Raw genomic sequence first — 24,827 nt, 5'->3', positions numbered from 1 at the left:
CCTACTCCTTCACGAACTCGCTCATCACATCCTCGCCCACCGCCTGGCTCGCCACGCGGCGGAAGCGCGGCATGGCGGACAGCGCCGCCACACCCAGCGGCCCCGCGCTCTGCCAGCCCTCGGCGCCCATCACGCCAGGGGCATGGAACCAGACGAGCCGGTCCACAAGCCCCGCCCGGAGCAACCCGGATGCGAGGCCCGCGCCGCCCTCGGCCAGCACGCGGGTCACGCCGCGGGCGGCCAGCGCCGCGAGCATGGGGCGTGGCAGCAGGCCCCCGCCGGGGGAGCGGCGTATGGTCACCACCTCCACCCCTGCGCCGATATAGGGCGAGAGCGCGGAAGGGCGATGCCCCGCGCCGGTCAAGAGCCAGGTGGGGTGGCGCCCCGCCTCGCGCACCAGCCGCGCGCCGGGCGGCGTGCGCAGCCGGGCGTCGGCGATGACGCGCAGCATGGGCACGGGGTCCATGCCGGGGATCCGGCAGGTCAGGTCCGGATCGTCGGCCAGCACCGTGCCGCTGCCCACCAGCACCGCGTCATGCCGGGCGCGCAGCGCATGCACGGCGCGGCGGGATTCGGCGCCCGTGATCCAGCGGCTTTCGCCCGTCTGCGTCGCGATGCGGCCATCCAGCGTGGCGGCGAGCTTCAGGGTCACCAGCGGCAGGCCCTGGGTGATGCGGCGGATGAAGCCGGCATTCAGCGCCGCCGCCTCCGCGCCCAGCAGCCCTTCCTCGACCGTGATGCCGGCCGCGCGGAGGCGTGCGAAGCCGCGCCCATCCACCCGCGCGTCGGGGTCGCGCAGCGCCACCACCACGCGTGACACGCCGGCGCGGATCAGCGCGTCGCAGCAGGGCGGCGTGCGGCCGTGATGCGAACAGGGCTCGAGCGTGACATAGGCGGTGGCGCCGCGCGCGGCTTCCCCCGCGCGGTCCAGCGCCTGGGTCTCGGCATGGGGGCGGCCGCCGGGCTGGGTCCAGCCGCGGCCCACCACCTGGCCCTCCTTCACCAGCACGCAGCCTACGGCGGGGTTGGGCCAGGTGTTGCCCAGGCCGCGCGCCGCGAGCAGCAAGGCCGCGCGCATATGGGCCGCGTCATCGGCCATCAGGGGGCGTCCAGGCCACCCAGAAAAGCCTGGAAATCCTTGGCTTCCGAAAAATTCTGGTAGACCGAGGCGAAGCGGACATAGGCCACCTGATCCACACCCTTCAGCGTGTCCATCACCATCTCGCCAATGCGGCGGGAGGGGATCTCGGCCTCCGTCTCCATTTCCAGGCGGCGCTGGATGCCGTTGAGGATGCGCTCGATCCGCTCGTCATCCACCGGGCGCTTGCGGCAGGCGATCTTGATGGACTTGCCGAGCTTGTCGCGGTCGAAGGGCACGCGGCGGCCATCGGATTTGAGGACGGTGAGCTCGCGCAGGGTGACGCGCTCGAAGGTCGTGAAGCGGTTGCCGCAGGCCGGACAGAAGCGCCGACGTCGGATCGCCGCCCCATCCTCGGAGGGGCGGCTGTCCTTCACCTGGGTTTCGTCATTCCCACAGTAAGGGCAGCGCATGTTCTTATGCCCTCAAGCGGCGGGCGCTCGCTTGCCTTGCGCGCCACAGACATGGGGCGCGGGTTGGGGAGGCGGTCGCCGCGCGCCGGCCGCTTTGCGGCCGGATTCTCGCAGGGCAGCGACGGTTCGGTCCGCGCGGCGCCATCTGCTCAATAAATCGGGAATTTGGCGCACAAGGCCTGCACGTCCTTGCTCACCGCCTGCTCCACCGCGCTGTTCGCCTCGGGCGCATTGGCCTGTGCCAGCCCGTCCAGCACGCGGACGATCAGGCGCCCCACCTCGCGGAACTCGGCCTCGGCGAAGCCGCGCGTGGTGCCGGCGGGCGTGCCCAGGCGCACGCCGCTGGTGACCATCGGCTTCTCGGGGTCGAAGGGGATGGCGTTCTTGTTGCAGGTCAGGTGGGCGCGGCCGAGCGCGGCCTCGGCGGCCTTGCCGGTCAGGCCCTTGGGGCGGAGGTCGACCAGCATCAGGTGGCTGTCCGTGCCGCCCGAGACGATGGCGAGCCCACCCTTCACCAGCTCATCCGCCAGCGCGCGGGCATTGGCCACCACCTGCTTCGCATAGGCGCGGAAATCCGGGCGCAGCGCCTCGCCGAAGGCCACCGCCTTGGCGGCGATGACATGCATCAGCGGGCCGCCCTGCAGGCCCGGGAACATGGCCGAGTTGATCTTCTTCGCGATCGCCTCGTCATTGGTGAGGATCAGGCCGCCGCGCGGGCCGCGCAGCGTCTTGTGCGTCGTCGTCGTCGTCACATGCGCGTGCGGCACGGGCGAGGGATAGGCGCCGGCCGCGACCAGGCCCGCGTAATGCGCCATGTCCACCATCAGGATCGCGCCGATCTCATCGGCCACGGCGCGGAAGCGGGCGAAGTCGATCTCGCGCGAATAGGCCGAGCCGCCGGCGATGATGAGCTTGGGCCGATGCTCGCGGGCCAGGCGCTCCATCGTCTCGTAGTCGAGCAGGCCGTCCTCGGCCTTCACACCGTAAGCAATGGGGCGGAACCACTTGCCGGAATAGTTCACAGGCGCGCCGTGGGTCAGGTGGCCGCCGGCCGCCAGGTCCATGGCGAGGAAGCTGTCGCCTGGCTGCAGCAGGGCGAAGAAGACGGCGATATTGGCCGAGGCGCCGCTATGCGGCTGCACATTGGCGAATTGCGCGCCGAAGAGCTGCTTCGCGCGCTCGATGGCGAGCGTCTCGGCCACGTCCACGAATTCGCAGCCGCCATAATAGCGCCGGCCCGGATAGCCCTCGGCGTACTTGTTCGTCATCACCGAGCCCTGCGCCTCCAGCACGGCACGGCTGACGATGTTCTCGGAGGCGATCAGCTCGATGCCGTCCTGCTGGCGCGTCAGCTCCTGCGCGATGGCGGCGGCCAGCTCGGGGTCGGCCTCCGCCACGCCGGCCTGGAAGAAGCGGGCCGGCAGGAAGCGGGCGGTGTTCTCGTTCATGGCGAAAGTCCTTGCGGGCAGGGAAGACGGCATATCACGGCCCGAGGGGACCGCGAAACGCCCCAGATCAGGTGAGCGCGGTCTCGATCTTGGCAATGCGGCGCTCATGCCGCCCGCCCTCGAAGGCGGTGCCGAGGAAGGTCGTCAGCGCGTCCAGCGCCACCTCCACCCCGGTGGTGCGGGCGCCGAAGCAGGCGATGTTCGCATCATTATGGGCGCGGGTCAGCCGGGCCTCGGTGCTGTTGTGCAGCACCACGGCGCGGATGGCGGGGTGGCGGTTGGCCGCGATGCTCATCCCGATGCCCGAGCCGCAGACCAGCACGCCGAATTCGGCCTCGCCGGCCGCGACCTTGGCGGCGACGGCATGGGCGAAATCCGGATAGTCCACGCTCGCCTCGTCATGCGTGCCGGCGTCGAGCACGGCATGCCCCTGGGCTTCCAGGGCGCTGAGGAGGGCCCGCTTGAGCGGCAGGCCTGCATGGTCGGAACCGAGGGCGATGATCATGGTGCAGCGCATTACCATGCCCGGCCGGGCGGCCGGAACCGCGCTCTGCTTATGGCGGACCGGCGTTGGCTGCGAGGAAGGCGGCCACCCGCGCCCGCGCATCCGCCCGCGCCGCGCCATCCGGGCCGAGCGAGACGCTGCGGCCATTGGGCAGGGTGCGGGTGCGGATTCCGCCCGTCAGCCCGTCGAAGCCATGATGCGCGCCGGGGTAGCTGACCGCCGTGATCACGCCGGGCGCGCGGGCGGCGATCTGTTCGCAGGGCTGGGGTGGCGTCCAATTATCCGCGGTGCCGAGCAGCATGAGCAGCGGCGCCGTGCCGGCTTGCCGCGACTCGCCCTGGCCGCAGCCGGGATAGAGGGCGATGGCGGCCCCCAGCGCGCCGGAGGGCGCGGTGGCCCAGGCGGCCAGCGTGGTCGAGCCGCCATGCGACCAGCCGATCAGGACCGGCGCCTGGCCGCGCCCCCAGGGCTGCGCCCGCGCCCAATCCGCCGCCGCCAGCGCATCCAGCCGCCGCAGGCCGAAGGGTCCGGCCGGAAAGCCGCGCACGCCGCAGGCCTCGCCCAGGCCGCGGCTGCCGAAGCTGTCGGGGAAGAGAACGGGGTGCCCGGCTTCGAGCAGCCGGATCGCCCAGTCGCGCTGATGCGGCGGCAGGCGGATGGGCCGCTCGGCCGCGCCGATTCCTGAGCAGGAATGCAGCGCCACCACCGCCGGGCGGCTCGGGTTGGGCGGCAGGTAGAGCAGGGCGCGCAGCGGCATGCCCTCGGCGCCGGGCACCGTCACCCGCTGTTCGGGGAAGGGCACCTCCCGCGCCGCCTCATCCGCCGTGACGCCGGAGGCGGCGCAGGCGGTGAGGAGCAACAGGGCGCCGAGCCAACGGATCACGTCGCTTCCTTCTCCCCGGCCAGCAGCCGCTTCTTGTTGGGCACGCCCCAGCGATAGCCCGTGAGGTCGCCGCTCGCGCCGATCACGCGGTGGCAGGGAACCGCGAGGCTGACCGGGTTCTGCGCGCAGGCGCGGGCCACGGCACGCACCGCCTCGGGCTTGCCCATTTCGGCGGCCAATCGGCCATAGGTCGTCGTCTGGCCGAGCGGGATGCCTTGCAAGGCCTCCCATACCCGCCGCTGGAAGGCGGTGCCGCGCAGGTCGAGCGGCAGGCGCAGGGCCGCATGCGGCTCGCGCAGGAAGGCCGCGACCTGCGCGACGGTCGCTTCCAGGGCCGGGTCCTCGCGCAGTTCGGCATGCGGGAAGCGGCGGCGGAGGTCGCCCTCCAGCGCCTCCATCGCCTCGCCAAAGCCGATGAAGCAGACGCCCTGCGTCGTGGCGCCGACCAGCAGCGGGCCCATCACGCTCTCGGCGCGGGCGATGCCGATGGTCTCGCCCTTGGCCCCCCGCCGGGCGGCGCCGGGCGTCATGCCCAGCGTCGCGCCGCGCCGTTCATAGACGCGGCTCTCGCTGCCGAATCCCGCCTCGGCCACCGCATCCGCCACGCGGGCGCCCTGGCTGAGCGCGGCCTGGAGGCGGCGGGCGCGCACGCCCTCGGCATAGGAGCGGGGCGTCACGCCGGTGATATCGCGGAACAGGCGGAGGAAATGGTGCCGCGCATAGCCGGCGCGCTTCGCCAGCGCCTCCAGGCTCGGGATGGTCTCGCTGGATTCGATCAACGCCACGGCCGCCGCGATGGCCTCGCGGTGCAGGGCCGCGCGCTCGCCCTTCGGGTCGCAGCGCTTGCAGGCGCGGAAGCCCGCCGCTTCGGCCGCCGGCGCATCGGCGAAGAAGACGGCGTTGCGCCGCAAGGGCGGGCGTGAGGGGCAGCCGGGCAGGCAGAAGACGCCTTGCGTCGTCACGCCATACAGGAAGGGGCCGCAGGCGGGCGCGGCCTCGCGCGCCAAGAGGGCGGTCCAGCGTTGTTCGTCGAGTGTGGGGAGGGTGTCGGGCATGGGGGGAATGTGACCGGGGGCGCTGATCGGGGCCATCCGCGCATTGCGCTCACATCTCCTCGCCCTCGGCGGCGCGGGTGAGTTCGCGCAGCCGCTCGGCCCCGCCGGTCAGGCGCGGGTGGATGGCCAGCGCCGCCTCGTAGCTGCGCAGCGCGCCGCGCGCATCGCCCGCCTCCTCCTGCAGCCGCGAGAGGCTGACCAGGGCGGCGAAATGGCGCGGCTCCAGGCGAAGGGATTCGCGCAGATCGGTCGCGGCCGCCACGCGGTCCCCCACCTGCTGATGCGCCTGGGCGCGCCAATGCCAGGCATCGGCGACGAGGGGGGCGAGGGTGATGGCGGCGTCGAAATCCTCCAGCGCATCACCCGGCTCGCCGGCGCGCAGGTTGCGGATGCCGCGGTTCAGCAGCAGCGCCACGGCGGCGCTGGCCTGGCGCGCCCAGATCTGGCGGATCGCCATCTCGGCCATATGGGCGCCGCGCTCGTCGGGCGCCTCGCGCAGCGCCTCGAAGGCGCGGTCCAGGTCGCGGCTGGCCTGGGACGGAGTGGGCGTCGGGGCCTGCGCGAAGGCGGGTGCGGCCAGCAGCAGCGCGAGGGCGAGGGGAATGAAGCGCATGCGCCGATGTTCGGGCGCGGCCGCCCGGGGCGCAAGCGAATCATGTGGCGTCACCCCCGGCCCAGGCGCAGCCCCGTCTCGCGCACGATGGCCTGGAACTTCGCGAGTTCCGCTGCCACGAAATCCCGCGTGCTGGCGGGCGTCGAGGGCTCGGCCGGGTCAATGCCGGCGAGCGTCAGGCGGCGGCGCAGCTCGGGCTCGGCCAGCGCCTCCATGGTCGCGCGGTTGAGGCGCTGCTGGATGGCGTCCGGCATGGCGCGCGGCCCCTGGATGACGTTCCAGGTGATGATTTCGAAGCCCGGCAGGCCGCATTCGATCAGCGTCGGCACCTCGGGCAGCTGCGGGTGGCGCGTGGGGCCGGTGACGGCGACCGGGCGGGAGGAGCCGTCGCGCAGATGCGGCAGGGCGGAGGCCATGACCTCGGCCGAGAAATCGATCTCGGATTTGCGCATCGCCTCCAGCACGGCCGAGCCGCCACGATAGGGCACGAATTCGCCCTGGAAGCCGAAGCGATGGGCGAAGAGGCTGCCCGTCAGGTGCCCGATGCCGCCCGAACCCGAGCTGCCCCAGAGCATGGGCGCGCGCGCCGCCTTCGCCGCCGCCACCAGCTCCGCCACGTTGCGGTGGGGGCTGCTGCCCGGCACCACGATCACCATGGGCCCGCCGCCCAGGATGGCGATGTGGGAGAAGTCGGCCACCGGATCGTAGCGCACCGTGTCCGGCAGGGCGGCCGGGTTGGTGGCATGGCTGGAGGCGGAATGCACGCCGAGCACATGCCCGTCCGGATTCTGCCGCGCCACATATTCCGCGCCGAGCGAGCCACCGGCGCCGGGCCGGTTCTCGATGATGATGCGCGCGTTCGGCCCGATGCGCGGCGCCATCCGGTCCGCCAGCAGCCGCGCGCCCGTGTCCACCGAGCCGCCGGGCAGGAAGCCGACGACGAAGGTGATGGGCCGGTCGGGGAAGTTCTGCTGCGCCTGCGCGGGCCAGGCGAGAAGCGCGGGCGCGGCGAGGAGGGCGCGGCGCTTCATGCGGAAACGCCCGTCGTGGCCAGCTTGGGCGGCTTCGGCCCGCCCGCCATCCAGTCCAGCAGCTCCACCGTGTGCACCACCGGCATGGCATCGCCGGCCAGCTGCGTCATGCAGCCGATATTGCCGGCGGCGATGAGGTCGGCGCGGGTGCGGTTCAGGTTCTCGAGCTTGCGGGCGCGCAGCTGCCCGGCGATCTCGGGCTGCAGGATGTTGTAGGTGCCGGCGCTGCCGCAGCAGATATGGCCCTCCGCCGGCTCCTTCACGGTGAAGCCCGCGCGGGTCAGCAATTGCTTGGGCAGCGCCGTGATCTTCTGCCCGTGCTGGAGCGAGCAGGCGGAGTGATAGGCGACGGTCAGGCCGGGCTTCTCCCGCGTGGCCGCATAGGCGAATTTCTCCAGCACCTCCGTGATGTCCATGGCGAGTGCCGAGACCTTCGCGGCGGCCTCGGCCTCCGGCTCCTCGCGGAACATGAAGCCGTAATCCTTCAGCGTGGTGCCGCAGCCCGAGGCATTCACCACGATGGCGTCCAGCCCCTCGCCGTTCATCTCGGCGCTCCAGGCGGCGATATTGGCGCGGGCGGCGGCCATGGCCGGGTCGTGGCTCCCCATGTGATGGGTCAGTGCGCCGCAGCAGCCCTGGCCGGGGGTGATCACCACCTCGACCCCCATGCGCGTCAGCAGGCGGATGGTCGCCTCATTGATCGTGGGGTTCAGCACCTTCTGCGCGCAGCCGGTCAGCAGGCCGACGCGGCCGCGCCGCACGCCCTCGGCCTTGTGGACCTGCGCCTCCTGCATCGGGCTGGGCGCGGGCAATTCCGCCGGGGCGAGGGCCAGCATGCCGCGCAGGCGCTGCGCCGTCATGGACTGGCCGGGGATCAGCTTGCCGAGCGGGCGGGCCAGTGCCGCTGCGCGCAGCGAGAGCCGGAACAGTGAGGGGTTGGGCAGCACCTTCGCCAGCATGGAGCGCAGCGCGCGCTCCGGCCACGGGCGGGTGTAGGTCTCCTCGATGTGGCGGCGCGCATGGTCCACCAGGTGCATGTAGTGCACGCCCGAGGGGCAGGTCGTCATGCAGGAGAGGCAGGAGAGGCAGCGATCCACATGCCGGACCTCCAGCTCGGAGGCCGGGCGGTCATTCTCCAGCATGTCCTTGATGAGGTAGATGCGCCCGCGCGGCGAATCCAGCTCATCCCCCAGCAACAGGAAGGTGGGGCAGGTGGCGGTGCACATCCCGCAATGCACGCAGGTGCGCAGGATCTTGTTGGCTTCCGCGGTGTCCGGGTCGCGCAACTGCTCGGCCGTGAAATGGGTCTGCATCTGGCGCCCTTCGTTGACTGATGCGAGGCTGTTCATGGCGGGAAATGGCCCGCAGGTGAAGGGTGGGGGCGCGATGGCGGCTTTGGAAGCGCTGGCGGCACAGGGGCTCGGCGTCTTCGCCCTGCTGATCTTCGCGAGCCTGCTGCTGGCCTATGGCATCGGCGTGGCGGTGGGCCGCTGGCACCAGGCCCGCACCGCCGAGACGGTGGAGGCGACCAGCTTCGTCACCAACGGGCTGCTCGGCCTGCTGGCCTTCACGCTCGGCCTCACCATCGCCATGGCGCAGGGGCGGTTCGAGACGCGGCGCGGCACCTCGCTCTCCGAGACCAACGCCATCGGCACCGCCTGGCTGCGCGCCAGCGCCTTCGACCACCCCCGCGCCGCCGAGATCGCCCGCCTCCTGGAGGACTACACCCGGCTGCGCCTGGAATTCGTCGAGGCCCCGATGCACCAGGTGGAGGTGGACCGGGTGAGCGCCGAGGCGAACCGGATGCAGGGCCTGATCTGGGGCCATGCCACCGCCCTGACGCGGGAGCGGGCGGACCCGCTGACGGCGGCGCTGCAGGCGGCGCTGAACGACGTGTTCGACCAGGGCGCCGCGCAACGCTGGGCCTTCGCGGCACCCATCCCGGCCGAGCTGATGCTCTTCCTCATGGGCATGGCGGTGCTGACCATCGGCACCATCGGCTATCAGTTCGGGTTGAAGCGGGTGGGGCATTCGGTGCTGGCGGTGCTGCTCGTCGCGGTCTGGACCGGGGCCATGGTCGTGGTGGTGGACCTCGCCACCGCGCGCTTCGGCGCGGTGCGGCCGGATGTGGCGCCCTATCTCTGGACCCTGCAGGGCTTTCGGGGCGGCGTGGTGATCCCGCCGCCGCCCTGAGGCCGTCATTCCGCCCGGATGTTTCCGGCGCGGACCACAGCGCCGAAACGCTCGAAATCCCGCTGGGTGAGGCTCGCCAGCTCCTCCGGCGTCGAGGGCACGGCGTCCACCGCGCCTTGCGCCAGCCGCTCCCGCACCGGCGGGGCCAGCATCACGGGGCGGTTGATCTCGGCCATGCGCAGGATGATCTCGCGCGGGGTGTTGCGCGGCGCATACATGGCGAACCAGCTTTCGAAATTCACGTCGGGGATGCCGATCTCACGCGTCGTCGGCACGTTGGGCTGGAGCGGCTGGCGCTCGCCCTTGGTGACGAAGAGGGCGCGCAGTCGCCCCGCATCCACATGCTGTCCGAGCAGCTGGATGCCATCCATGAAGATCGGCACGCGGTTGGCCAGCACATCCGGGATGGCCGCCGCCGTGCCGCGGAAATGCACGGGCTCGGCCTCCACGCCGATGGCGCGGCGCCAGGCCTCCGTCACCACATGGGTGATGCCGCCGGCGCCGGTGCTGGCATAGGTGAAGGGCGTCGTGGCGCGGCGCATCAGCGCCACCAGCTCCGCATGGCTTTGCGCCGGCACCTGGGCCGCGATGGTCATCAGGAAGTAGTTCGTCATCATCTTCGCGACCGGCGCCAATTCGCGCATCGGGTCGAAGGGCAGGTTCGCGTAGGTGTGCGGGTTGATCACCACCTGGCCGGAATTGGCGATGAGGAAGGTGTGGCCGTCGGTGGCGCGGATCACCGCCTCGGTGCCGAGATTGGCGGCGGCCCCCGGGCGGTTCTCCACCACCACAGGCTGGCCCAGCGCCTCCTGGAAGCCGGGGGCGGCGAGGCGCGCCAGCGTGTCGGTCGGCCCGCCCGCGGCGAAGCCCACGATGAAGCGCAGCGGCCGGTTGGGCCAGGGGGCCTGGGCGAGGGCGGGGGTGGCGAGCAGCGCAGCCCCGCCCAGCAGGGCACGGCGCGGCACGAGGCCGCGCTTCACGGATTCACGCATGGACATCTCCCTGTGACGCCGGCTGCGGGCGTCACGCCCCCGCTTGGCCGGCGCGATGGAAGATGACGATTATGTAAGAATTATACAACCAAAAGATGCGTCCGCAGGCATCAATCGGCCTCGGCCAGGGCGGCCAGCACCGCCTCCCCATAGCGGGCGAGCTTGCTTTCACCCACGCCCGGCACCTCGCGCAGCGTGTCCAGGCAGGTGGGGCGGCGGGCGGCGATCTCGGCCAGCGTCGCGTCGTGGAAGATGACATAGGCGGGCACCTGCTGCGCCTTGGCCTCGGTCTTGCGCCATTCGCGCAGGGCCGCGAAGCGCGGGTCATCCAGCGCGGGGCGGGGTGCGTCGGCCCTCGCACCCCGTGCGCCACGGCTGGCACGGGGGCGGATCACCTCCTCGCGCAGCATCACCCGCGTCTCCCCGCGCAGGATGGGGCGCGCGGCCTCGGTCGGCACCAGCTCGCCATGATTCTCGACGGCGATGTCGAGCGCGCCCTGCGAGACCAGTTGCCGCGCCACGCCGCGCCAGGCGGCCTCCGCCACGTCCCGCCCCACGCCGAAGGTGGGCAGCTTGTCATGGCCGAATTGCGCGACCTTGTCCGTCAGCTTGCCATGCAGCACGTCCACCAGATGGCCGAGGCCGAAGCGGCTGCCGGTGCGCAGCGCGGCCGAAAGCAGCTTCTGGGCCGCGATGGTGCCGTCCGTGAGCTTGGGCGGCGCGGCACAGACGTCGCAATGCCCGCAATCCTGCTCCAGATCCTCGCCGAAGCAGCGCAGCAGGACGCGGCGGCGGCAGGTGCCCGCTTCCGCGATGCCGACCATGGCATCCAGCCGCATGCGCTCGATGCGCTTCTGCTCGTCCGAGGCGGGGCTCGCCTGGATGCGCTGGCGGGCGAGCGCGATGTCGGCCGCGCCGTAGAGCAACAGGGCGCGGGCCGGCAGGCCATCGCGCCCCGCGCGGCCGATCTCCTGGTACCAGCCCTCCGGCCCCTGCGGCAGCGAGAGATGGGCGACGAAGCGCACATCGGGGCGGTCGATGCCCATGCCGAAGGCGATGGTGGCGCACATCACCACCGCATCGCCGCGCGCGAAGCGGCGGTGCAGGTCGCGCTTGTCCTCGCTCGCCATGCCGGCATGGAAGGGCGCGGCGTCATACCCGTCGGCGCGCAGCCAATCGGCCGTCTGTTCGGCGCGGGCGCGGGTGCCGCAATAGATGATGCCCGCACCGCGCCCATCGGACGCTTCGCGCAGGAAGGCGCGGATCTGCGCGCGCTCCTGCTCGCGCGGCTCGGCGGCGAGGTGGATGTTCGCGCGGTCGAAGGAGGCGCGGAACACGGGCGCCTCCTCCAGGCCCAATTGCGCGCGGATATCCTCCACCGTGCGCGCATCCGCCGTGGCGGTCAGCGCCAGGCGCGGCACCTCGGGGAAGTCGGAGCGGAGGAAGCTGAGCGCGCGGTATTCGGGGCGGAAGTGATGGCCCCATTGGCTGATGCAATGCGCCTCATCCACCGCGAAGAGGGCGATCCGCCGCTGCGCGAGGCGCTCCAGCATGCCGTCCATGCCGAGCCGCTCGGGGCTGATGTAGAGCAGCTTCAGCGAGCCATCATTGATCCCGCGCCAGACCTCGCGCCGGTCATTCTCTTCGAGCTCCGAGTGCAGCGCGGCGGCGGCCACACCCTGCTGGCGCAGCGCGGCCACCTGGTCCTCCATCAGCGCGATGAGGGGCGAGACGACGATGGCGAGGCCATCGCGGCACAGGGCCGGCACCTGGAAGCAGAGCGACTTGCCGCCGCCCGTGGGCATGAGGACGAGGCCGGAGCCGCCCTCCATGACGTGCTGGACGATCTCGCCCTGCCGGCCCCGGAAACCCGGATGGCCGAAGACCTCGCGCAGGACCTGATCGGGGTCGCGGCTCAAGGGGCGAACCGGATCTCGACGCGGCGCAGCTCGATCGGCGCCATCTCGGCCGGTGCGGGCGGGCGGGTGGCCACCGTGATCCGCTCGGCCGGGACGCCGGCCTGGCGCAGCAGCGCGGCCACATGGTTCGCGCGGGCCGTGGCCAGGGTGCGGTTGAAGCTGCCCCCTTGCGGGCCGCCATAGGCCAGGATGGTCACGGGCATGCGGCGCGCGGGCTCCGCCGCGGCCTGGACCACGGCGCGGGCGGGGGCGTCGAGCGTGGCGCTGTCGCCCTGGAAGAAGACGACGCGCGCGGGCTCGGACGCCGGCGGGGCGTCAAGGCCGGCGCAGGCGGCGAGGCCCATCAGGGCCAGCAGGGTCAGGCTTCGGCGTTGCATGGCGATTCTCCGCGCCCGATGGTGGTCGCGGATGGGGGGCGCGGGGTCAAGGGTGATCCGCGCGGGTCAGGCTGCCGCCGGAAGCAGGCGGCCACCGGCCAGGCGCAGCACGCGGTCCAGCGGTTCCGCGCCGGTCAGCTCATGGGTGATGATGAGCAGGCTGCGGCCTTCCGTCGCGGTGGCGAGCGTTGCCATGAAGGCGCGCTCCGCCTCGGCATCCAGGCCGACCGTGGGCTCGTCCAGGATGAGGATGGCGGCGGGCGGCAGCAGGGCGCGGGCGAGGGCGATGCGCCGCGCCTCGCCGCCGCTGAAGCGGGTGCCGCCCTCGCCGCAGCGGGTTTCCAGCCCCTCGGGCAGGCTGCGCACGAATTCCGCCACGCCCGCCTTGGCGAGCGCCCGCCAGAGCGCGGCATCCGGCGCGCCGGGGGCGGCGAGGCGAAGGTTCTCGGCGATGCTCACATCGAACAGGCGCGCATTCTGCGAGAGACAGACGATGCGCTGGCGCAGTTCGGCGCTGGAGAGGGCCTGGATGTCCATCCCGCCCAGGCGGATCACGCCGGATTGCGGGGCGGCGAATTTCAGCAGCAGCGCCGCGAGGCTGGACTTGCCCGCGCCCGAGGGGCCGAGGATGGCGACCCGCTCGCCCGTCTTCAGGGTGAGGTCCAGCCCGTCCAGCACCGGGGCGGTATCCGGCCGCCAGCCGAAGGTGACGCCGCTGAGCACGAGGTCGTTGCCGGCGGGCAGTGGCGCGGGGGTGGCGGGCTCTTCCACGGGCGGCCTGGTGTCGGCGGCTTCAAACAGGCGCCGGGCGCTGGCCGCGGCCCCGGCCATCAGCGCGCCCGCGCGGGGCATGAGGCCCAGCGCCTCGGCCGCCGCGATGGCGAGGAAGAGGGCGAGCACCGCCATGGCGGCCCCCGCGCTCCCGGTCAGCAGGCCCCAGCCGAGCGCGGCCAGCACCGCCGCCTGCGTCAGCAGCGTGCCCGCCGTGCCGGCGGCGGCCGAGCGCAGCGAGACCTCGCGCTGCGCCGCCATCAGCGTCGCGTCGGCCGCCTCCAGCCGGGCGAGCGCGCGCCCTTCCGCATTGGCGGCCAGCGTGTCCTCCAGCCCGGCCACGGGGTCCACCGCCGCGGCGCGCAGCCCGCCGCGCTCATCGGCCGCGCGCTGCGCCGCGCGGGCGGCGGCCGGGGCGAGGACGAGCGGCAGGATGAGGGCCAGGCCCAACGGCAGGACCAGCAGCAGCATGAGCAGCGGCTCCGCCCCCAGCAGCAGCGCGATGGCGACGACGACGGCCAGCGCGGCCGCCGCCGGCATGAGGCCGCCGAGATAAAGCCGGTCCAGCGCCTCGACATCCGAGATGACACGGCCCAGCAGGTCGCCCGAGCCGCGCAGGCCGATGCCGGCCGGCATGCGTTCCGCCAGGCGGCGGAAGAACCAGACGCGCGTATCGGCCAGGGCCTGGAAGGCGGCGGCGTGGGAGGACATGCGCTCCCACCAGCGCAGCAGCGGGCGGACCAGTACCACGGGCCGGAGCCAGATCAGCGCGGAGACGCCGACCAGCCCCACGCCGCCCGCGCCGGCCGCGACACCCTTGCCGGCAAGCGCCAGCAGCGCCACGCCGCTGAGCGCCGAGAGCATGCCGATGACGAGGCCCCAGGCCAGCGCCTTGCGGCGCGTGCCCCAGAGCCTGAGGACGCGGTTGAGATCAGCCCACATGCTGTTCCACGCGCCTTTGCCCGGCCAGTTCGATGACGCGGCCGGACAGCCCCATGAGCTGCGGCGAATGGGTCGCGATGATCGCCGTGCGCCCGGTGCAGAGGCGGGCGATGGCTTCCATCACCTCGGCCTCCGTCCCGGGGTCGAGCGAAGCGGTCGGCTCGTCCAGCAGCACCAGGGGCGAATCGCGCAGGAAGGCGCGGGCGAGGGCCACGCGCTGCGCCTGACCGCCCGAGAGGCCGAAGCCGCCCTCGCCCACCACGGTGTCGAGGCCCTGCGGCAGATGCGCGGCGAAGGCCATGACGCGGGCGGATTCGGCGGCGCGCTGCACCTCGGCATCGGTGGCGTCCGGCCGGGCGAGGCGGATATTCTCGCGGATCGTACCGCCAAACAGGTGGGCGCGCTGGCCGACATATGCGGAGAGGCGGCGCAGTTCGGCGGGCTTGAGGCGGGTCACATCCTCGCCATTGATGGCGATGCGGCCCGCGCTCGGCGCCACGAAGCCCATCAGCAGCCGCAGCACGGAGGATTTGCCCGCACCCGAGGGGCCGACCAGCATCAGCGTCTCGCCAGGCGCCAGCGCGAAGGTCAGGCGCGGCAGGGCGGGCCGGTCCATGCCGGGATAGCTCAGCTCCACCTTGTCGAAGACCAGTGCCACGCGGGGCGGCACCTCCTCCAGCAGCAGGCCGGCCGCGGCGGGCGCTTCCAGCAGGGGGGCGAGTTCGGCCGCCGCACCCCGCGCCGACATCGCCTCGTGATAGGCCTGGGAGAAGTTGCGCAGCGGCAGGAAGAAGACCGGAACGGCGAGGATGCAGAAAAGCGCGTGCGTCGGGTCCGTCACGGTCGGCGCCAGCAGCATTCCATGCCGCCAGGCGAGGTAGCCGAGCGTGAAGCCGGCCAGCAATTCCAGCGCGGCGGAGGAGAGGAAGGCCACGCGCAGCACGCGCAAGGTGCGCTGGCGGAACTCATCGGCGGCGGTGCCGAGCGCGCGCGCCTCATCCTCGGCGCGGTTGAACTGGACGAGGGTGGAGAGGCCGCGCAGCCGGTCCACGAAGCGGCCGGAGAGGCGGCCCAGCACGTCGAGCTGCTTGCGGCTTTCGACGGCCGCGCCGATGCCGGTCAGCGCCATGGCGACGGGAACGAGCAGGCCCATCACGGCCAGCACCAGCGCGCTGGTGCCGTCGAACTGCGCGACGATGAGGATGATCACGGCCGGGCCGAGGATGGCCAGCGCGGCGGCCGGCACCCAGCGGGAGAAGAAGCCGTCCAGCGCCTCCACCCGGTCCACCAGCAGGGTCGCCTTCTCGCCCACGCCGCGCGGGTCGCCGGGGCCCTGTTCCATCAGGCGGGTGAAGAGGGCGGCGCGGATGCTGGCCCGGGCGCGTTCGCCCGCCGCCTGCTGCGCCATCTCCTGCGACATGGAGAGGGCGGCACCCAGCAGGGCGAGCGCGCCGGCGGCGGCCAATTCGCCGAAGCCGCCGCCCAAGAGTCCGGTACCGGGAAAGCCCAGGATCGTGGCCAGCAGCCGCGCGATGAGGAAGACGAAGCCCACCTGGCACAGGATGCCGGCGAGGCCGAGCGCGACAGGCCAGGCCGCACGGCCACCCTGGGCGCGGACCTGCCGCATGAGCCAGGCCGAACCTTGGCGACCGTTACGAGGCGATTCCATCATCCCTGACACTAAAAGAGTTTACGGCCGAACGCCACGCCTCGCTCTCTTGCCCCTGGCGTGGCGCCGGGGCAGATGGGCGGCTTGCTCACGGATGGGTTTCGCATGCTTCCGCATCATGGCCGCTTCCCCTATTCCCCCTGGACCGCCCGCGCGCGCGAAAGCTGGCCCTCCGGCCGCAAGCTCGCCGTCTATCTCGGCGTGAACCTGGAGCACTTCGCCTTCGGCGAGGGGCTGGGCGCGGAACTCGCCCCGGGCGGGCCGCAGCCCGACGTGCTGAACTACGCCTGGCGGGAATACGGCAACCGGGTGGGCGGCTTCCGCCTGGTGCAGCTGCTGGACGAGCTGGACCTGCCGGCCACGGTCCTGCTCAACAGCGCCATGTATCACCACGCGCCGGAGCTGGTAGCCGCGCACCGCGCCCGTGGCGACGAGATGGCGGGGCATGGCCGCACCAACAGCGAGCGCCAGAGCACCCTGCCCGAGGCGGAGGAGGCGCGCCTCATCGCCGAAAGCACGGCCGAGATCGTGAAGCATGAGGGCCAGGCGCCGCGCGGCTGGCTCTCGCCCTGGATCGCCGAGAGCCGGGTCACGCCCGACCTGCTGGCCGAGGCCGGCTACACCTACAGCCTCAACTGGTGCATGGACGACCAGCCGGTGTGGAAGACGACGCGCGCGGGCCGGCTGCTCAGCATCCCCTATCCGCAGGAGGCGAACGACATTCCCGCCATCGCGGCGCGCAAGGATGGGGCGAAGCAGTTCGCGGAGCTGATCCTGGACGATTTCCATGAGCGGCTGCGCCAGACGCAGGATGGCGTGCCGCAGGTGATGGGCATCGCGCTGCACCCCTATATCGTGGGCCAGCCCTATCGGCTGCGGGCGCTGCGCGAGGCGCTGGCCGTCATCGCCGCGCGGCGGGACGAGGTCTGGATCACCACGGCGGGCGGCATCTACGACCACTGCCTCACCTGGCCGGAAGGGAGCATCGTCTGATGCGCGCGCTGATTCTCGCCGCCCTGCTGGGCCTTTCGGCCTGCGCCGCCACCCTGCCGGGGCCGGAGACGCCGCGCACGGTGGAGCGCGTGGACCTCGCCCGCTATGTCGGCCTCTGGCATGAGGTGGCGCGGCTGCCGCAGCGCTTCCAGGATAGTTCCTCGCTGCGCTGCGAGGAGACGACGGCGGAATACGCCTCGCTTCCGGACGGCCGGATCAGCGTCCGCAATTCCTGCGTGAACGCGCTGGACCCCGCGCGGCCACGCCGCGTCGCCACCGGCCAGGCCTATGTGGTGGAGGGCAGCAACAACACGCGGCTGCGCGTCAGCTTCTTCTGGCCCTTCTACGGCGACTACTGGGTGATCGGCCTGGATCCCGACTATCGCTGGGCGCTGGTGGGCTCGCCCTCGCGGCGGTCGATGTGGCTGCTCTCCCGCACGCCGGTGCTGCCGCCGGCGGAGATGGAGCGCGCGCTCGCCATCGCCCGCGCGCAGGGCTTCGATCTGGGGCCGCTGATCGTGAGCGGGCGGTAGAGCATGATGCGTTGAGGCGGAATCGCCGAAACGCTGAATCATCCCCTCCGCAAAGGCTGGACCGCGCGGAGTGAACGCATGTGAACGCAGCGTGGTCTAGGCCAGCAGCGCGATCCCGCCGGCCGTGACGAGCACGGCCAGCGCGAAGCGCTTGTAGAATTGCGGCGGGATGACGTGGAAGAGCCGCGCGCCCACCGGGACCGAGAGCAGCAGCACGGGCATCAGGATCAGCAGCTTCGCCAGCACCTCGGCCGTGATCATCCCGAACCAGAGCGGGCCGAGGATGGAGACGACGGCGATCAGCGCGAAGAAGAGGATCAGGTTGGCGCGGTGGCGCTTCGCTTCCTCCGGCCCGGCCAGCAGATACAGGATCACGGGCGGGCCGCTCATGCCCGTGGCGCCCTTGAGCAGCCCGGCGCTGGTGCCGACCAGCAGGTTCAGCCCGAGCGGCCGGCTCCCATGGTAGCGCCAGCCCGAGAGCAGCAGCATCCCGAAGACCAGCACGAAGGCGCCGATGCAGCGGCGCAGCACCTCCGGGTCCGCCGTCAGCAGCACCACGGCGCCGAGCGGCGTGGCCAGCGCGGCGGCACCCCCGATGGGCAGGATCACGCGCGTATCGGCATCCTTGAAGGCGCGCGGGAGGAGCTGGAGGGAGACGATCAGCTCCATCATCAGCATCACCGGCACGCCGGCGCGCGGGCCCCAGAGCACGGAGTAGATCGGGGCCAGGATCACCGCCGTGCCGAATCCGGCATAGCCTCGCATCAGCCCGGCGATGGCGGTGGCCAGCGCCGCCGCCCAGATCGGCCAATCCGTCAGCAGCGCGCCCGCGGCCGCCAGCAGCGCGCTCACCCCTCCACCTGTTCCAGCGTGACGATGGCGAGGTTCAGCAGCACCTTGCCCGCATGCTCAAAATTCACCGTGACGCGGTCGCCCACCACGGATTGCACCTGCCCCACGCCCCAATCCGGGCATCCCGGGTGCCGCACCCGCATCCCGGGTTCCATGCCGTGCATCTCAAGACCTCTCCTCGCGCGGGAAGCTTGCCGCGCATTTAAACCATCGGGCAACCAGGCTCGACTAAGCTTGGCCTCCCGAAGCCGCATGGCCGCCCGCTCCGTATCCCGGACGCGCCGTGAATTGGCGCGCATCTTGCGCTGCGATGCCTGAGTTGGTCACCCTGCGCCATCGTCAGCGCGGTAGATTTGAGAGAAATGCGAATGCTCCATCCCCACCGCCTCACCGAGCTGATGGCCGCGCGGATTTTCCACGACCTCGGCTCCCCCATGGCGAGCATCACGGCGATCCTGCCGCAGGCGACCGACCCCGCCGCCCACGCCATCCTGATGGAGACGGCGGGCGAGCTGCGCGCGCGCATGAAGCTCTTCGCGGCCGCCTTCGGCCATGGCGACGACCTGGGCTGGGCCGAGCTGGGCGGGCTGCTCCTGGGCGCGCCCATGGCCCACCGCGTCCGGTTCGAGCTGCCCGCCGCTGACGGCCTTCTCCCGGCGGGCCGCGTCCGGCTCATGCTCTCCCTCGCGCTCTTGAGCGCCGAGGCGCTGCCGCGCGGCGGCGTGGTGCGGGTCGCCGAGGACGCGGAAGGCTGGGTCAGCTTCCTGCCGGAAGGGCGCGACGCCGCCTGGTCCCCCACGCTGGCCGAGCTGATGGCCGGCGGCGCGCTCGATGCGGCGCTGGCCGATGGACCGCGCCGGGTGCTCGCCCCCTGGGTCCTGGCCCAGGCGGAGGCCGAGGGGATGGAACTGAGCTTCGCCCTGGGCGTGGGCCAGGCGCTGCCGCCGCTGTGCCTCGGCCCGGCGGGCTGAGCACCCTCGCCTGGCTTGCCCGCCGCTTCGGCTTGCGATGCAAAACGCAATGCAAGCCGAGGAATCCGGATCCGCGGATTCCCACGTCGCGTTTACGCTTTCTTCGCCAGCCCCGCGCCATCCTGTTCCCTGACGCCACCCCGCCTGTCGCGGGGCTTGCCGGAAGGGACGCCCGATGGACGATCTGCTCGCCGATTTCCTCACCGAGACCAATGAGGGTCTCGCCAGCCTCGATGCCGCGCTGCTGCAGCTGGAGCGCAACCCGGCCAACGGCGCCGTGCTCTCCGAGATCTTCCGCATCGTCCATACCATCAAGGGCACCTGCGGCTTCCTCGGCCTGCCGCGCCTGGAGGGCGTGGCCCATGCGGCCGAGAACGTGCTGGGCCTCTGGCGCGAGGGCACGCTGCCGGTCACGCCGGCCGGCATCACGCTGATCCTCTCCGCCGCCGATCGCTTCAAGCTGATCGTCGCGGGGCTGGAGGCCACGGGCAGCGAGCCCGCGGGCGACGACGCCGGGCTGAAGGCGGCGCTGGACGCCGCCGCCTCCGGCGAGGTCGGCGCCGAGGAGGTCGCCGCCGAGGCCGCCCTTCCGGTCGCCGAGGGCATCGCCGCCGAGGGCCCGATCGAGGCCGCGCCCGCGGCCGCCAATGCGCCGCAGACCATCCGCGTCGCGGTGGATGTGCTGGAGGATCTGATGGTCCTGGTGAGCGAGCTGGTGCTGACCCGCAACCAGCTCATGCAGCTCGCCCGCGCCGAGGAGAACGCGGCCTTCTCCGTGCCCTTGCAGCGCCTCTCGCAGATCACCTCGGACCTGCAGGACGGCGTGATGAAGACGCGCATGCAGCCCATCGGCAATGCCTGGTCCAAGCTGCCACGCCTGGTGCGCGACCTCAGCCATGACCTGGGCAAGCGGATCGAGCTGGAGATGCGCGGCGCCGACACCGAGCTCGATCGCCAGGTGATGGAGCTGATCAAGGACCCGCTGACCCACATGGTCCGCAACAGCGCCGACCATGGCCTCGAGACGCCCGAGCAGCGCCGCGCCGCCGGCAAGAAGGAGACGGGGCGCATCCTGCTCAACGCCTTCCACGAGGGCGGGCACATCGTGCTGCAGATCGGCGATGACGGGCGCGGCCTGAACACCGACCGCATCAAGGCCAAGTGCATCGCCCAGGGCCTCGCCAGCGAGGCCGAGCTCGCCTCGATGAGCGAGCGCGACATCCACCGCTTCATCTTCCGCGCCGGCTTCTCGACGGCGGCCGAAGTCACCTCCGTTTCGGGCCGTGGCGTCGGCATGGATGTGGTGAAGACCAACATCGAGCGCATCGGCGGCACGGTGGATCTCACCTCGCGCGAGCACAAGGGCACGACCTTCAGCATCAAGATCCCGCTCACGCTCGCCATCGCGGCGGCGCTCATCGTCGAGGCCGGCGGCGAGCGCTTCGCCATCCCGCAGGCCGGCGTGCTGGAACTGGTGCGCGTCGGCGGCGTGGACGGGCCGAAGGTGGAGCGCATCAAGGACAGCGCGGTGCTGCGCCTGCGCGGCCAGCTCCTGCCGCTCGTGCCGCTCAAGCAGGTGCTGCGCCTGGAGGCCGAGGCGGGCGTGGAGACGGACGGCTTCGTCGTCGTCACCCAGGTGGCCGGGCAGCTCTTTGGCATCGTGGTGGACCGCGTCTTCGACACGGAGGAGATCGTGGTGAAGCCGGTGGCGCCCATCCTGCGCCACATCACCATGTTCTCGGGCAACACCATCCTGGGCGATGGCAGCGTCATCATGATCCTTGACCCCAACGGCATCGCCCGCGCCTCGGGCCTCGGCCTCGAGGGCAGCACGGAGAGCGGCGCGCTGGAGGAGGCCGCGGCGCTCAGCCGCCGGAGCGACCGCCACACCGCCCTGCTGCTGTTCCGTGCCGGCCCCGGCGCGCCCAAGGCGGTGCCGCTCGGCCTCGTCGCGCGGCTGGAGAACCTGGATGCCGGGCGCATCGAGCGCACGGGCGACAGCCTGGTGGTGCAGTATCGGGGCACGCTCATGCCGCTCATCCCGCTCGACCACGGCATCATGCCGCCTGAGACGGGCGAGCAGCCGGTGCTGGTCTTCGGCGATGGCGACCGCGCCATGGGCCTGATGGTGGACGAGATCCTCGACGTGGTGGACGTGCCGCTCGAGATGGACACGGCCGGGCTGCGCCCGGGCTTCCTTGGCAGCTGCGTGGTGGACGGCAAGGTGACGGACCTGCTGGACACCGGCTACTGGCTGAAACAGGGCCAGTCCGACTGGTTCGAGCCCGCCATCGTCACCGGCGCCCGGCCGCGTATCCTGGTGGCCGAGGACAGCGACTTCTTCCGCAACCTCATCGTCCCCGCGATCATGGCGGCGGGCTATGACGTGACCACCGTCAGCAACGGCCGCGACGCGCTGCGCCTGCGCGAGGCGGGTGAGCGCTTCGACGTCATCGTCTCCGACATCCACATGCCCGAGCTGGATGGCATGGCGCTGGCCCGCGCGGTGCGAGAGGGCGGCGCCTGGGCCGAGCTGCCGATGATCGCGCTCTCCGGCTCCGCCTCGCCGCAGGATGTGGAGCGCGGCCGGGAGGCCGGCTTCAGCGACTACATCGCCAAGTTCGACCGTGACGCGCTGCTGGCCAGCCTGCAGCACTGCCTCCAGCCCATGCTGGCCCGCTGAACCGAGGAATTCGCCATGCAGACCGCCACCAATCCCCCGGCCGAACCACGCCCGCCCACCGGCGCGATCGCCTCCGATGCCGCCAGCATGATGCTGACGCTCACCGTCGCGGGGCAGCCCTGCGCCGTCCCCGTGCTCGCCGTGCGCGACGTGCTGGGAGCGCAGGCCATCACCCGCATCCCGCTCGCGCCCCGCGAGGTGGCCGGCAGCCTGAACCTGCGCGGCCGCATCGTCACCGCCGTGGATCTGCGCGGGCGCCTTGGCCTGCCGGCGCGCGCGCCCGGCGAGGTCGCGATGTCCGTCGTCGTCGAAGTCGGCGGCGAGCTTTACTCCCTGCTGGCCGACCAGGTGGGCGAGGTGCTGACGCTGAACCCCGAGGAACGCGCGCCCAATCCGCCGACGCTGGACCCCTCCTGGAAGGAATTCTCCCTCGGCGTGCATCGCCGGGAGGATCACCTGCTCGTGCTGCTCGATGTCGAGCAGCTGCTGGCGCTCGGCGTCTGAGGGAGTGTGCCATGAGCGGTGAATGCCTGGTGGTGGATGACAGCGCGGTCGTGCGCAAGGTCGCGCGGCGCATCCTGGAGCGGTACGGCTTCACCGTGCGCGAGGCGGAGGACGGGCAGAAGGCTCTGGACGCCTGCCGTGCGGCGATGCCGCGCGCGGTCCTGCTCGACCGCAACATGCCGGTGATGGACGGGATCGGCTTCCTGCGCGCCCTGCGCGCGGAATACGGGCCGGACGAGCCGGTGGTGGTGATGTGCACCACCGAGGCCGGCACGGAGAAGATCCTGGAGGGGCTGGAGGCCGGCGCCCAGGAATATGTGATGAAACCCTTCGACGAGGACATCCTGCGCGACAAGCTCGTGCAGGCCGGGCTGCTCGCCGAATGAGCCTTTCCGCGACGCACGCGCCGCCCAGGGTCTCCGCCGCCGGCAAGCTGCGCGTGATGCTCTGCGACGATAGCGCCACGGTCCGCTCGGCGCTGGCGCGCGTGCTGGAGGCCGACCCCGCCATTGCCGTGGTGGCCCGCGTGGGGGATGGCGCGCAGGCGCTCGCGGCCCTCGATGCCGCGCCGCCGGGCGAACGCGCGCAGGTCGTGCTGCTCGACCTCGAAATGCCGGTGATGGACGGGATGACGGCGCTGCCGCTCATCCTCAAGCGCGAACCCAAGCCCGTGGTGATCGTGGCCAGCGCGCTGACGCAGAAGGGCGCCAGCGCGACCATGGAGGCGATGCGCGCCGGCGCCTCCGACTACATCCCCAAGCCGGGCGCCGCGGGCGGTGGCCTCGCCGATCCGAATTTCCGCGCCGAGCTGCTGGCCAAGGTGAAGGGCTGGGCGCGGCTGCGCCAGCCCGCCGCGCGCGCGCCGGTGGCGCCGCTGCGCCCCGCGCCGGCGCGGACGGGCGAGCCGCCCAAGGTGATCTGCATCGGCAGCTCCACCGGCGGGCCCCAGGCGCTGGCCGCGCTGGTGCGGCGCCTGCCGCGCCGCATCACCCTGCCCATGGTGATCGTGCAGCACATGCCGGCCGGCTTCACCGCCATGCTGGCCAAGCACCTGGACGGGTTGGGCGGCCCGCCCGTCTCGGAGGCACGGCAGGGCGATGTGCTGGAGGCCGGGCGCATCCACCTCGCGCCGGGCGATCATCACCTGCTGGCGAAGGCCGAGGGCGGGCGCATCCTGCTGCACCTCTCCGACGCGCCGCCCGAGAATTTCTGCCGCCCCGCGGTGGACCCCACGCTGCGCAGCCTGATCGCCGTGCATGGCCGCGCGGTGCAGGCCGTGATCCTCACCGGCATGGGGCATGACGGCCTCGCCGGCTGCAAGGCCCTGGCCGCGGCCGGCGGCAGCGTCTGGGCGCAGGATGAAGCCTCCTCCGTCGTCTGGGGCATGCCGGGCGCGGTCTCGCGCGCCGGCCTGGCCACGGCGCAAGGAACCCCCGAATCGCTGGGCGATGCCCTGGCCCGAATCTGCGGAGCGCGCTGATGACGCCCACCACCTTCGCCTTCCTGACCGACATCGTGAAGACGCGCTCGGGCGGCATCATCGGGCCCGACCAGGGCTACATGCTGGAGACGCGCCTGGCGCCGCTGCTGAAGCGCGAGGCGCTGGCCGATCTCGACGCACTGGCGGCGCGGTTGAAGGCGCCGCGCGCCGATGCGCTGGCGCAGGAAATGACCGAGCTGCTGACCACGAACGAAAGCAGCTTTTTCCGCGACACCCGCCCCTTCGAGCATCTGCGGACCCTGCTGCCCGAGCTGCACAAGGCGCGCCCCGCCGGCCAACCGCTGCGCATCTGGTCCGCCGCCTGCTCGACCGGGCAGGAGGCCTATTCCATCGCGATCATCCTGGCCGAGCTGGGCGAGGCCGATCCGGCCTTCAAGGCGCGGCGCGTGGAGATCATCGGCACCGACATCACCACCGCCGTGCTGGCGCGCGCGCGGGCGGGCGTCTTCTCGCAATTCGAGGTGCAGCGCGGCCTGCCCATCCGCACGCTGATGAAGCGCTTCGTGCAGGAGGAGACGCGCTGGCGCATCCGCCCCGAGGTGGCCGCGCCCTGCCGCTTCGAGAATTTCAACCTGCTGGGTGATCCGCGCCGGCTGGGCAAGTTCGACGTGGTGTTCTGCCGCAATGTGCTGATCTATTTCGACGTGCCGACCAAGGCGCGCGTGTTGGGCGGCATCGCGCAGATCATGGCGCCCGACGGCGCGCTCTACCTGGGCGCGGCCGAGACGGCGATGGGCGTGACGACGGCGCTGGTGCCCAAGCCCGGCGAGCGCGGCGTCTATGGCCTGGCCGGCACGGCCGAGCCCGCGCGCCTGCGCGCCTGAATATTGCCCCGGGGCAG

Annotated in this window: 25 protein-coding genes; 9 read left to right on the top strand and 16 right to left on the bottom strand. The window is 72.2% G+C overall.

Going from position 1 to position 24,827, the window contains the following annotated elements:
• Position 1: 1 nt before the first annotated feature.
• The 9 genes from ribD to glcF form a co-directional block, all read right to left on the bottom strand.
• The gene (gene ribD, locus ACQ860_RS12825; RefSeq protein WP_431303740.1) at positions 2-1,099 is read right to left on the bottom strand and encodes a bifunctional diaminohydroxyphosphoribosylaminopyrimidine deaminase/5-amino-6-(5-phosphoribosylamino)uracil reductase RibD; all 1,098 of its coding nucleotides are present in this window, start codon (positions 1,097-1,099) and stop codon (positions 2-4) included.
• Positions 1,099-1,551 carry a transcriptional regulator NrdR gene (gene nrdR / locus ACQ860_RS12820; RefSeq protein ID WP_431303739.1) on the bottom strand — a complete coding sequence of 151 codons (453 nt, stop codon included), beginning with the start codon at positions 1,549-1,551 and terminating at the stop codon, positions 1,099-1,101. Before nrdR ends, ribD begins: the two co-directional genes overlap by 1 nt.
• A gap of 149 nt (positions 1,552-1,700) precedes the next feature.
• A complete protein-coding gene (gene glyA / locus ACQ860_RS12815; RefSeq protein ID WP_431303738.1) occupies positions 1,701-2,999 on the bottom strand; it encodes a serine hydroxymethyltransferase in 1,299 nt (432 codons plus the stop codon).
• A gap of 67 nt (positions 3,000-3,066) precedes the next feature.
• A complete protein-coding gene (gene rpiB / locus ACQ860_RS12810) occupies positions 3,067-3,504 on the bottom strand; it encodes a ribose 5-phosphate isomerase B (RefSeq protein WP_431303737.1) in 438 nt (145 codons plus the stop codon).
• Positions 3,505-3,553: 49 nt separating this feature from the next.
• Positions 3,554-4,387 (bottom strand): dienelactone hydrolase family protein, encoded by an 834-nt coding sequence (locus ACQ860_RS12805; RefSeq protein WP_431303736.1) that lies wholly within the window; start codon positions 4,385-4,387, stop codon positions 3,554-3,556.
• Positions 4,384-5,442 carry a bifunctional transcriptional activator/DNA repair enzyme AdaA gene (locus ACQ860_RS12800; protein WP_431303735.1) on the bottom strand — a complete coding sequence of 353 codons (1,059 nt, stop codon included), beginning with the start codon at positions 5,440-5,442 and terminating at the stop codon, positions 4,384-4,386. The genes ACQ860_RS12805 and ACQ860_RS12800 overlap by 4 nt, the downstream gene beginning before the upstream one ends.
• Before the next feature lie 49 nt (positions 5,443-5,491).
• Positions 5,492-6,055, bottom strand: coding sequence for a hypothetical protein (locus ACQ860_RS12795; protein WP_431303734.1), 564 nt, complete (start codon positions 6,053-6,055; stop codon positions 5,492-5,494).
• A gap of 50 nt (positions 6,056-6,105) precedes the next feature.
• Positions 6,106-7,086, bottom strand: coding sequence for a Bug family tripartite tricarboxylate transporter substrate binding protein (locus ACQ860_RS12790; protein ID WP_431303733.1), 981 nt, complete (start codon positions 7,084-7,086; stop codon positions 6,106-6,108).
• Complete coding sequence (glcF, locus tag ACQ860_RS12785; RefSeq protein ID WP_431303732.1) at positions 7,083-8,399, bottom strand: glycolate oxidase subunit GlcF; 1,317 nt, start codon at positions 8,397-8,399, stop codon at positions 7,083-7,085. The genes ACQ860_RS12790 and glcF overlap by 4 nt, the downstream gene beginning before the upstream one ends.
• 73 nt (positions 8,400-8,472) lie before the next feature.
• On the opposite strand from glcF, the gene ACQ860_RS12780 reads away from it, so the two are divergent.
• The gene (locus ACQ860_RS12780) at positions 8,473-9,279 is read left to right on the top strand and encodes a hypothetical protein (protein ID WP_431303731.1); all 807 of its coding nucleotides are present in this window, start codon (positions 8,473-8,475) and stop codon (positions 9,277-9,279) included.
• A gap of 5 nt (positions 9,280-9,284) precedes the next feature.
• On the opposite strand, the gene ACQ860_RS12775 is transcribed toward ACQ860_RS12780, so the two are convergent.
• From ACQ860_RS12775 to cydD, 5 genes are all read right to left on the bottom strand, one after another.
• A complete protein-coding gene (locus ACQ860_RS12775) occupies positions 9,285-10,271 on the bottom strand; it encodes a Bug family tripartite tricarboxylate transporter substrate binding protein (protein ID WP_431303730.1) in 987 nt (328 codons plus the stop codon).
• Between the two features lie 110 nt (positions 10,272-10,381).
• Positions 10,382-12,190 carry a DNA helicase RecQ gene (gene recQ, locus ACQ860_RS12770; RefSeq protein ID WP_431303729.1) on the bottom strand — a complete coding sequence of 603 codons (1,809 nt, stop codon included), beginning with the start codon at positions 12,188-12,190 and terminating at the stop codon, positions 10,382-10,384.
• A complete protein-coding gene (locus ACQ860_RS12765) occupies positions 12,187-12,567 on the bottom strand; it encodes an OmpA family protein (RefSeq protein WP_431303728.1) in 381 nt (126 codons plus the stop codon). Before ACQ860_RS12765 ends, recQ begins: the two co-directional genes overlap by 4 nt.
• A 66-nt stretch (positions 12,568-12,633) precedes the next feature.
• A complete protein-coding gene (gene cydC / locus ACQ860_RS12760; RefSeq protein ID WP_431303727.1) occupies positions 12,634-14,280 on the bottom strand; it encodes a thiol reductant ABC exporter subunit CydC in 1,647 nt (548 codons plus the stop codon).
• Complete coding sequence (gene cydD, locus ACQ860_RS12755) at positions 14,270-15,907, bottom strand: thiol reductant ABC exporter subunit CydD (protein ID WP_431303726.1); 1,638 nt, start codon at positions 15,905-15,907, stop codon at positions 14,270-14,272. Before cydD ends, cydC begins: the two co-directional genes overlap by 11 nt.
• A gap of 147 nt (positions 15,908-16,054) precedes the next feature.
• Here cydD and ACQ860_RS12750 point away from each other — a divergent pair, with 147 nt between their 5' ends.
• Positions 16,055-16,942: a polysaccharide deacetylase family protein gene (locus ACQ860_RS12750; RefSeq protein ID WP_431303725.1), complete on the top strand. Its 888-nt coding sequence runs from the start codon at positions 16,055-16,057 to the stop codon at positions 16,940-16,942.
• Positions 16,942-17,475 carry a lipocalin family protein gene (locus tag ACQ860_RS12745; RefSeq protein WP_431303724.1) on the top strand — a complete coding sequence of 178 codons (534 nt, stop codon included), beginning with the start codon at positions 16,942-16,944 and terminating at the stop codon, positions 17,473-17,475. Before ACQ860_RS12750 ends, ACQ860_RS12745 begins: the two co-directional genes overlap by 1 nt.
• A 96-nt stretch (positions 17,476-17,571) precedes the next feature.
• On the opposite strand, the gene ACQ860_RS12740 is transcribed toward ACQ860_RS12745, so the two are convergent.
• Both ACQ860_RS12740 and ACQ860_RS12735 read right to left on the bottom strand, forming a co-directional pair.
• On the bottom strand, positions 17,572-18,327 hold the full coding sequence (locus ACQ860_RS12740) for a TSUP family transporter (protein WP_431303723.1): 756 nt from the start codon (positions 18,325-18,327) through the stop codon (positions 17,572-17,574).
• Entirely contained in the window at positions 18,324-18,491 is a 168-nt protein-coding gene (locus ACQ860_RS12735) for a DUF3553 domain-containing protein (RefSeq protein ID WP_431303722.1), read from the bottom strand. Before ACQ860_RS12735 ends, ACQ860_RS12740 begins: the two co-directional genes overlap by 4 nt.
• Positions 18,492-18,695: 204 nt before the next feature.
• Here ACQ860_RS12735 and ACQ860_RS12730 point away from each other — a divergent pair, with 204 nt between their 5' ends.
• The 6 genes from ACQ860_RS12730 to ACQ860_RS12705 all read left to right on the top strand — a co-directional run bounded on the left by ACQ860_RS12730 (position 18,696) and on the right by ACQ860_RS12705 (position 24,810).
• Positions 18,696-19,298: a histidine phosphotransferase family protein gene (locus ACQ860_RS12730; RefSeq protein ID WP_431303721.1), complete on the top strand. Its 603-nt coding sequence runs from the start codon at positions 18,696-18,698 to the stop codon at positions 19,296-19,298.
• A 175-nt stretch (positions 19,299-19,473) separates the two neighbouring features.
• Entirely contained in the window at positions 19,474-21,981 is a 2,508-nt protein-coding gene (locus ACQ860_RS12725; protein ID WP_431303720.1) for a chemotaxis protein CheW, read from the top strand.
• A 15-nt stretch (positions 21,982-21,996) separates the two neighbouring features.
• A complete protein-coding gene (locus ACQ860_RS12720; protein ID WP_431303719.1) occupies positions 21,997-22,485 on the top strand; it encodes a chemotaxis protein CheW in 489 nt (162 codons plus the stop codon).
• Positions 22,486-22,496: 11 nt separating this feature from the next.
• Positions 22,497-22,871 (top strand): response regulator, encoded by a 375-nt coding sequence (locus ACQ860_RS12715; protein WP_431303718.1) that lies wholly within the window; start codon positions 22,497-22,499, stop codon positions 22,869-22,871.
• The gene (cheB, locus tag ACQ860_RS12710) at positions 22,868-23,965 is read left to right on the top strand and encodes a chemotaxis-specific protein-glutamate methyltransferase CheB (protein ID WP_431303717.1); all 1,098 of its coding nucleotides are present in this window, start codon (positions 22,868-22,870) and stop codon (positions 23,963-23,965) included. The genes ACQ860_RS12715 and cheB overlap by 4 nt, the downstream gene beginning before the upstream one ends.
• Positions 23,965-24,810, top strand: coding sequence for a CheR family methyltransferase (locus ACQ860_RS12705; RefSeq protein ID WP_431303716.1), 846 nt, complete (start codon positions 23,965-23,967; stop codon positions 24,808-24,810). Before cheB ends, ACQ860_RS12705 begins: the two co-directional genes overlap by 1 nt.
• The last annotated feature ends 17 nt before the right edge of the window (positions 24,811-24,827 follow it).

Source organism: Sediminicoccus sp. BL-A-41-H5, from assembly GCF_050632405.1.
GTDB lineage: Bacteria > Pseudomonadota > Alphaproteobacteria > Acetobacterales > Acetobacteraceae > Roseococcus.
This window is presented reverse-complemented; position numbering and strand designations above follow the sequence as displayed.